This is a genomic window from Psychroserpens sp. (assembly GCF_047633235.1).
Lineage (GTDB): Bacteria > Bacteroidota > Bacteroidia > Flavobacteriales > Flavobacteriaceae > Psychroserpens.
In genome coordinates, this window is sequence record NZ_JBLIET010000082.1 from 1 (window position 1) to 6,559 (window position 6,559).

7 protein-coding genes are annotated in these 6,559 nt (G+C 32.3%); 5 read left to right on the forward strand and 2 right to left on the reverse strand.

The window, feature by feature from the left end:
- Positions 1-1,860: PD-(D/E)XK nuclease family protein (locus ACJAZK_RS14535; RefSeq protein WP_415224662.1), on the forward strand; the 1,860-nt coding region annotated here is incomplete at its 5' end.
- Entirely contained in the window at positions 1,857-2,699 is an 843-nt protein-coding gene (locus tag ACJAZK_RS14540) for an alpha/beta hydrolase family protein (protein WP_415224663.1), read from the forward strand. The genes ACJAZK_RS14535 and ACJAZK_RS14540, both read left to right, overlap by 4 nt.
- Before the next feature lie 33 nt (positions 2,700-2,732).
- On the opposite strand, the gene ACJAZK_RS14545 is transcribed toward ACJAZK_RS14540, so the two are convergent.
- Complete coding sequence (locus ACJAZK_RS14545) at positions 2,733-3,530, reverse strand: universal stress protein (RefSeq protein WP_415224664.1); 798 nt, start codon at positions 3,528-3,530, stop codon at positions 2,733-2,735.
- A 57-nt stretch (positions 3,531-3,587) separates the two neighbouring features.
- Here ACJAZK_RS14545 and ACJAZK_RS14550 point away from each other — a divergent pair, with 57 nt between their 5' ends.
- The gene (locus ACJAZK_RS14550; RefSeq protein ID WP_415224665.1) at positions 3,588-4,088 is read left to right on the forward strand and encodes a GNAT family N-acetyltransferase; all 501 of its coding nucleotides are present in this window, start codon (positions 3,588-3,590) and stop codon (positions 4,086-4,088) included.
- On the forward strand, positions 4,085-5,419 hold the full coding sequence (locus ACJAZK_RS14555; protein WP_415224666.1) for an MATE family efflux transporter: 1,335 nt from the start codon (positions 4,085-4,087) through the stop codon (positions 5,417-5,419). The genes ACJAZK_RS14550 and ACJAZK_RS14555 overlap by 4 nt, the downstream gene beginning before the upstream one ends.
- 283 nt (positions 5,420-5,702) lie before the next feature.
- Here the strand turns inward: ACJAZK_RS14555 and ACJAZK_RS14560 are convergent, their stop codons facing one another.
- Complete coding sequence (locus tag ACJAZK_RS14560) at positions 5,703-6,359, reverse strand: 2OG-Fe(II) oxygenase (RefSeq protein WP_415224667.1); 657 nt, start codon at positions 6,357-6,359, stop codon at positions 5,703-5,705.
- Between the two features lie 111 nt (positions 6,360-6,470).
- Here ACJAZK_RS14560 and ACJAZK_RS14565 point away from each other — a divergent pair.
- Positions 6,471-6,559: 6-carboxytetrahydropterin synthase (locus ACJAZK_RS14565; protein WP_415224668.1), on the forward strand; the 89-nt coding region annotated here is incomplete at its 3' end.

A 6,559-nucleotide genomic window follows, 5' to 3' on the forward strand; every position in this document is an offset into this window, starting at 1 on the left:
CTCCAAGATACCGCAGTTATACTAGGGGATGAAACCCTACTTATACCGTTACTTAACTCTATTCCTAAATCTATAAAAACAATTAATATTACAATGGGGTTGCCGCTAAAAGTAATTCCGTTAGCCTCTTTATTTGAAAGCCTGTTTACTCTTCATAAATCTCCTAATCAAAATATATATTATAAAGACATTATCACTTTATTATCTAATTCTTTTGTGAAGCCTTTATTTGGAAATCAAACATCTAATGGCGCAGAAGACTTAATTAACCATATTCAACTCAACAATAAAGTCTATCTAAGCATTGAGTCTATTAAAGAGGTAGTAAGCGACCACAATGACCTTATTGACATACTTTTTAGTAATTGGCAAGACCAACCTGAAAAAGCTCTAAAAAACTGCTCTAATCTAATCCATGAGATTAAAACAGAATTAGAACAAAACAAAACCGATAACCTTTTACCTTTAGAATATTTATTTCGTTTCAATCAGATATTTAATACGCTTGATACACTAAATAAATCATTCTCTCATATTGGTTCAATTGCAACATTATTTAGCCTGTATAGAGAACTTATAAAGGGAGAAACACTAGACTTTAAAGGAGAACCACTTAAAGGATTACAAATTATGGGTATGTTAGAATCTAGAGTACTGGATTTCGAAACCGTAATAATAACCTCTGTAAATGAGGGTGTCTTACCAGCAGGAAAAAGTAATAATTCGTTTATTCCTTTTGATGTAAAAATCGAAAACAAGTTACCCACGTACAAAGAAAAAGATGCCGTGTATACCTATCATTTCTATCGATTACTACAACGTGCCAAAAACGTCTATATACTTTATAACACAGAACCAGACGTACTTAATGGAGGTGAAAAAAGCAGGTTTATAACACAGCTTGAAATAGAAAAGAAACATGATATAACACATCATGTGGTTTCTGCTCAAGTACCCTCGATTGAAAAAAAATTAAAACAAGTAAAGAAAACCTTAACAGTTATTGAGAAACTTAACAAGGTCGCTTTAAAAGGTTTTTCACCATCTTCTTTAACGAACTACATGAGAAACCCAATAGATTTTTATTATGAAAAAGTCTTAGGGATTAAAAGGTATGAAGAAGTTGAAGAAAGTGTTGCTTTCAATACTTTAGGAACAGTAATACACAATACATTAGAAGACTTCTACAAACCACTAGTTGGCCAGATTCTTAAGACGAATCACATTAAACAAATGAAATCAAAAATAAATGCTACTGTTGCATATCACTTTAAAGAAGAATTTAAAGAAGGAGATATTACTAGTGGTAAGAACCTTATCATATTTGAAATTTCAAAACGATATATATCAAATTTTTTGGACATTGAAATGGGCGATATTAAAAAAGGGAATACAATTAAAATAATAGCAATTGAAACTAATAATAAGGTACCAATCTATATAGAGGACCTTTCAAAAACAGTGAATCTAACAGGGAAAGTAGATCGTGTTGATGAATATAATGGCACCACTAGAATAATAGATTATAAAACAGGAAAAGTAGAACCAGGAAAAGTACAAATTGTAGACTGGGAAGAGATCACAACAGATTATGAAAAATACAGTAAAAGCTTTCAAGTGCTCATGTATGCCTATATGATGCATAAGGATAATAAGATAAAACTACCTGTTGAAGCAGGCATAATCTCCTTCAAAAGTTTAAATTCTGGAGTATTGAAATTTGCTAAAAAACCACCAAATAGCAGAGCAAATGATTATTCTATTACTACAGAAACTCTAGACTCATTTGAAGTTGAGCTCAAAAAACTAATTACAGAAATCTATAATCAGGACATAAATTTTATAGAAAAAGAAGTATGATTTTCAAAAATAAAATTTTACATAGAACTGAAAAAAAACCGATCATTTGGGATGCTTTCTTCAATTCAAACGGAAAACGAAAACCAATCGTTATTTTTTGTCATGGCTACAAAGGTTTTAAAGATTGGGGAAGCTGGAATTTGGTTGCAAAACGTTTTAGTAGAGACCAGTTGTTTTTTGTTAAGTTCAATTTCTCTCATAATGGTGGCACTACAGAAAATCCAATAGATTTTACAGACCTAGAAGCCTTTGCTGAAAATAACTACAGCAAAGAAATTGAGGATTTAGACGCCCTATTAAACCACCTTCTTTCTCAAGAATTTGAATATAAAAATGAAATCGACATAACAGATATCACTTTAATTGGACACTCTAGAGGTGGCGGCATTTCAATCATTAAAACACGTGAAGACAAGCGCATTACTAAGCTTATAACCTGGGCTAGTATCTGCGATTTCGGCAAAAGAACAGCTACAATTAGCGACTTGGAACAATGGCGAGAAAAGGGTGTAAAATATATACTAAACGGAAGAACCAAACAGAAAATGCCGCATAATTTTCAATTTTATCAAGATTATAAAATCCATGAACAACGCTTGCATATTGAAACTGCTATAAAACAAATTAGCGCTTCTATTTTAATTATTCATGCAAAAAATGATTCTTCAATACCATTCGAAGAAGCCATAACATTGCACTCTTGGAATAGTAAAAGCAAACTATTAGTCATTGATAATTCTAACCATGTCTTCGATGCCAGTCATCCTTGGGAGCCTAAAATTCTACCTCCAGCATTAAAAACTGTAGTCGAAGAAAGTATAGCTTTTATAAAAAACTAATCCATTTTAAACAAAATCTCAATATTTTAGTAATTATTTGACTCCGCTTAAGACCAAAACTGGCAAGCTAGAACTATGAAAGTCTTTCTTTAAAATCGTATTGCTTTCCCATAATTTCGTGAAAAAACCACGTTTTCGTCTCACAACACATAATAAATCTGGTTTATTAGCTTGATGATGTTCTAACACACCTTGAAAAGTAGTTGCATTTTCAGAATAGGTAGTTTTTGTAATCATAGAAGCTAAATCCTCATTAACATTAAAATCACCCTCATTATAAAACGTTGTTTTCACTAATAATAAATTAAGAATAGATTTAAATTGATTTTTAATGTCTTTTAAAGGTTGTAACGCTTCTTGTTTTTTAATTACTGCAGACTTTAAAGCAATTAAAATATAAATAATAGGTCTATAGGTATAACCTTCTGGTACAATTAAAGCAGGAATATTAGTTTGCTTCACTATTTTTCCTGAGGTCTTTCCTAAATACACTTCATCCTGAATAGAATTAGTTCTAGGCTCTAATAAAATTAAATCGATGTCCAAAGCTTTACAAGCTAACTCAAGAGTATCTATTAATTTTCCTTTAAAAGTTTTTACAACAACCTCAACATCTTTAGTGTCTATTTTAGCGACATGACTATTTAAGAAGGATAAACTTTCACGCTCCAAAATATGATCTACCTTAATCATTGTACCTGCTTTTGTATACACATTATAGATTTGTACAACATACACTTTAGCCCCAAAAACTCGAGCAAAATCTATTGCATATTGCAAATGGCTATCTGCATTTTTAGAGGATCCAACGGGAACAAGAATAGACTTCATAATCAAATATTTTAAAAGTAACTTTGCGTTACTATTCGCCAAAGGTAATTATTAAAAATGATACGTAAAGCAACAGCAACAGATATTGATGCTATTCTAGACATTACTAAAGCCTGTGCAAAGCATATGATTGCGCACGATATTTTTCAATGGAATGAACATTACCCAAACCGAGAAGCGTTTGAAAACGATGTTGATAGACAGGAACTATATGTGCTTGAGATCAAAAACAGTATTGTGGGTTGTATTGTAATCTCAATAAATATGGATAAAGAATACAAACCGATTAAATGGCTAATATCCAATACAAATCATAATTATATTCACCGTTTAGCAATCCATCCCGAGCGTCAAGGAGAGGGTTTTGCGCAAAAGCTCATGCATTATGCAGAACAGCATTCAAGAAGAAACAAATATGCGTCAATAAGACTAGACACTTTTTCGCAAAATCAAAGAAATCAAAAGTTTTACGAACTTCGCGGTTATCAAAAATTAGGAAATATCTATTTCCAAAAACAAAGTAAGCATCCTTTTTATTGTTACGAACTCGTATTTTGAAGACAGATATCACCTTAAAAAATATTAATAAATTAGCTATTCCTGCTTTAATTGCGGGAGTAGCCGAGCCTATATTATCTTTAACTGATACCGCAATTATTGGTAATATAGATTACAATGCTGCCGAATCTCTAGCAGCTGTTGGCATCGTAGGTACATTTATTTCTATGCTTATTTGGGTATTAGGACAAACACGAAGTGCCATTTCATCCATAGTCTCTCAACATGTTGGCGCAAACAAATTAGAACACGTTAAAAATCTTCCTGCCCAGGCAATTTTTATAATTACGTCCATAAGTATTCTCATTATTGCAACCACTTTGCCTTTTTCTTCGGAAATTTTCAAACTCTACAGTGCGTCAGGTACCATTCTAAATTATAGCGTTGAATACTATAATATTCGTGTTTTCGGATTTCCCTTTACGCTCTTCACATTTGCAATTTTTGGAACATTTAGAGGTCTTCAAAACACGTACTACCCTATGATTATTGCAATTATTGGGACGATTGTAAATGTTGTTTTAGACTTTGCATTTGTCTACGGAGTTCATGGAATTATCGACCCAATGCACATTAAAGGTGCTGCGTATGCGAGTGTAATTGCACAAATAATAATGGCCATTTGCTCTGCCTATTATTTACTCAAAAAGACACCTATCTCATTGCGCATTACATTTCCTTTTAATAAAGAAATAAAGACGTTTAGCATCATGATTCTCAATCTCTTTGTTCGCACATTAGCACTAAATGCAACTCTTTATTTCGCAACTCGTTTTGCAACGTCATACGGCACAGCCTATATTGCTGCTTACACTATAGCCATAAACCTTTGGTTTTTAGGCGCCTTTATTATTGATGGATATGCGAGTGCAGGAAATATTCTTTCAGGAAAATTATTAGGTGAAAAAAATTATAAGAAACTGCTAGAGCTTAGTCGAATACTCATTAAATGTGGTATTGGAGTCGGGTTCCTACTCACTACTCTAGGACTCCTATTTTATAGTTTTATAGGCCCTGTTTTTACTAAAGATCAACTTGTACTAAACGAGTTTTATAATGTATTTTGGATTGTATTAACCATGCAACCGCTGTGCGCACTCGCTTTTATTTTTGACGGTATGTTTAAAGGTATGGGTAAAATGAAATTTCTAAGAAATTTACTCTTGCTCTCAACTGGACTTGTTTTTATTCCATTATTATTTTTACTAGACAGCTATGGTCTTAAATTACATGCGGTTTTTATAGCATTAACGGTTTGGATTATTGCCCGAGGTTTACCGCTAATCATAAAATTCAGACAACTATTCTTGTCCCTTTCACAAAAGATGTAACTTTGCGAGATAATCAATTTACAGAAATTATGCTTTTAATTAATCTCATGCAGGATTCAGCTGCTTATGATTCTGGAGTTAAATTTGGGTACATGATTGGTAGAATTCTGCCCTTTTTAGTTCTAATTGTTATCGCCTATTTTATTTTCAGATATTTTAAGAATAAAGCTAAAAAGTAAGACCTATGGATTTCATGTCATTTATAAGTGGAAGCGGACTCTTTTTAATTCTAGGAATCGTCCTAGTCATCGTTTATTTCTACAACCGTAATAAAAGACGGTAGTTATCTCGTTTTTAACCATCCTGTGATACTAAATCGCTCGATTTCTACAGGCTTCACTTCGTGCTCGATAATTTGACTTTCAAAAATCACAATCCGTCCAGGAAACGGGTAAATTATCTTTTCAGCTTCCATACCCTTTTCACCAAGATATAAAACGAGTTCTCCTCCATTTTCTGGTTTCCAATCTTCCGTATTTAAATAGCATACAAAAGATAGTTTACGTCTATCATCATTTTGAAATGTATCAATATGACGCTTGTAAAAAGTGCCTTTAGGGTACAGTGCATAATGAAATTCTTTTTGCAAAATCCCCATAAAACAGGTTTTATTTAAATAAGAGACAAGGTCATTAATTTGATTAAAAAATAAGCTCTCTGCAGTATTGGCAGTCATTTCATCAATCCATAAAATATGATCACCTCTAATAGACTTTACGATTAACTCATTAACACGATTGCCTATAGCTGCTTTTTTAAAACGATTGTCCTCATGTTTGTTTAGTAGAGACTGTCGTAAATGTGAGACGATTTCCGAAGAAAAAAAATCATCTATTATGCTAAACTTCTTCCATCCGATATCTTGGATTATCTGCTCGTAAACTGGATTTTCAACAAAAGAAATTTCTTCGAAAAGTTGATTTTGAATGGCTTCAATCATATCCTTCCTTTTTCAAAATTTAAGCTTTCTTAGTTAAAAGCGAGCAAATGTAATCTAAAAACCAATTGCTTTCACAAAATGAATATCTTTGCACTGAAAACATATAATTAAATGAGTAATATTCGCATCACAAAACAGTTTTCTTTTGAAACTGGCCATGCTTTATATGGTTACGACGGAAAATGTAAAAACGTTCACGG

Bases quoted from the DNA above. Each gene is read 5' to 3' on its own strand.
- ACJAZK_RS14540 (WP_415224663.1), top strand. From the start codon at position 1,857: ATGATTTTCAAAAATAAAATTTTACATAGAACTGAAAAAAAACCGATC.
- ACJAZK_RS14545 (WP_415224664.1), bottom strand. From the start codon at position 3,530: ATGAAGTCTATTCTTGTTCCCGTTGGATCCTCTAAAAATGCAGATAGC.
- ACJAZK_RS14550 (WP_415224665.1), top strand. From the start codon at position 3,588: ATGATACGTAAAGCAACAGCAACAGATATTGATGCTATTCTAGACATT.
- ACJAZK_RS14560 (WP_415224667.1), bottom strand. From the start codon at position 6,359: ATGATTGAAGCCATTCAAAATCAACTTTTCGAAGAAATTTCTTTTGTT.